Source organism: Streptomyces sp. NPDC052064, from assembly GCF_055585925.1.
Genome location: NZ_JBVJJE010000035.1, coordinates 1 through 1,781, shown reverse-complemented (window position 1 = coordinate 1,781; position 1,781 = coordinate 1). Strand labels below are relative to the sequence as shown.

At 73.7% G+C, this 1,781-nt stretch carries 1 protein-coding gene; it reads right to left on the bottom strand.

The window, feature by feature from the left end; all coding sequences use genetic code 11:
* The coding region (locus tag ACZ6TU_RS38920; RefSeq protein WP_469553515.1) for a non-ribosomal peptide synthetase at positions 1–1,781 on the bottom strand (1,781 nt) is incomplete at both ends.

The following is a 1,781-nucleotide window of genomic DNA, read 5'->3' as shown; positions in this document are numbered from 1 at the left end:
CCGACATCCACACCACTCCCGCCGGACCGCGGAACCACATAAGCCACCAGCCGCCTGGCGGAGCCAGGACCGGCCGCGGCCGTCACCACGGCCTGTCCGACGGCGGGGTGCCGGCCGAGCGCCGTCTCCACCTCGCCCAGCTCCACGCGGTGGCCGCGGACCTTGATCTGGGTATCGGCGCGGCCGGCGAAGACCAGCTGGCCGTCACCGGTCCAGCGCACCAGGTCGCCCGAGCGGTACATACGGCTGCCAGGCTCGCCGAACGGGTCGGCCAGGAATCGGACCGCGGTCTCGGCGGGCCGGTTCACGTAGCCGTGAGCGACTCCCGCGCCGCCGATGTACAGCTCGCCGACGGTGCCGGGCGCCACCGGGCGCAGCCAGCCGTCGAGGACGTAGGTGCGCACCCCGGCATAGGGCCGGCCGATGGGCGGGTCGCCGGCCCGATCGGGCGACAATGCGCCGCTGAAGGTCGCGCCGATGGTGGCCTCGGTGGGGCCGTAGCCGTTGATCATGCGCCGGCCGTGGGCCCAGCGGGCGACGAGGTCGGCCTGGACGGGCTCGGCGCCGACCAGAAGGGTGCGCAGGTGCGGCAGTTCCCGTCGCGGCAGGGTGGCCAGCATGGCGGGCAGGATGAGGGCGTGGTTGACCTCGTGGCGCTCCAGGAGGTCGGTCAGTTCCTCGGCGGACAGGGTGCCGGGGGGCGACAGGACGACGGTGCCGCCCAGGCCGAGCGCCATCAGCACCTCCAGGACGGAGGCGTCGAAGCTGGGGGAGGCGAACTGCAGGACCCGGTCGCCCGGCCGGACGCCGAAGTTGTCGGAGGGGACCGTGAGCAGCCCGCTCAGTCCCGTGTGCGGCACCACGACCCCCTTGGGCAGTCCGGTGGAGCCTGAGGTGTAGATGACGTAGGCGGGCCGGCTCGGGTCGTCGGGCACGCCGGGCAGGGTCGTGGGCAGGGCCTCCAGGACAGTGCCAAGGCTGTCCAGGGACACCGTCCGGACCGACTCGCCCGCCGGGAGCCCGGCCTGGAAGCGCGTCTCGGTCACGATCGCCGTCACGCCGGAGTCGGAGATCATGTGCTCCAGGCGGTCGGCGGGGTAGTGGGGGTCGAGCGGCACGTACACGGCGCCCGAGTGCACGGCCGCCAGCATCGCGGTCAGCCACGGGATGCCCCGCTCCAGGGCGACGCCCACCCGGTCGCCCGGACGGACCCCGGTGGCGATCAGGTGGTGGGCCAGGCGGGCTGCGGCGCCGTGCAGTTCGGCGTATGTGACGGAGTCGTCGCAGGCGACCGCGGCGGGCAGGTCCGGGGTGCGGGTCAGCTGGGCCCGGAGGATGCTGCCGAGGGTCTCGTGCCGCGGAGCCGTGTCCGCGGGGGCGCCGCGGCCCCAGTCGTCGAGGAGGCTCCGGCGGCGGTCGGTGTCGACCAGGGGCAGCTTGCCGAGGGTGTGCTCGGGGCCGGCCTGGGCGACGGCGGTGGCGTGCAGCAGCAGGTCGTCGCGCAGCGCCCGCACCGTGTCCTCGTCGAAGGCCTCCGGATCGTAGGCGAGGATGAGGTCGATCCGGTCGCCGTCGTAGGCCACCAGGTTGAGCGCGTAGTTGGTGGCCTCCACGGCGCTGATGTCGCTGACGGCCAGGCCCCGCTCGGCTGCCGCCTCCGTGTCGAGGGGGTAGTTCTCGAAGACAACGAGGCTGTCGAACAGGCGTTGGTCGGCGTCGAGTTCGCTCAGGGCCTGGATGCGGGTCAGCGGCAGGTAGTCGTAGCGGCGGGCCTGGAGCTG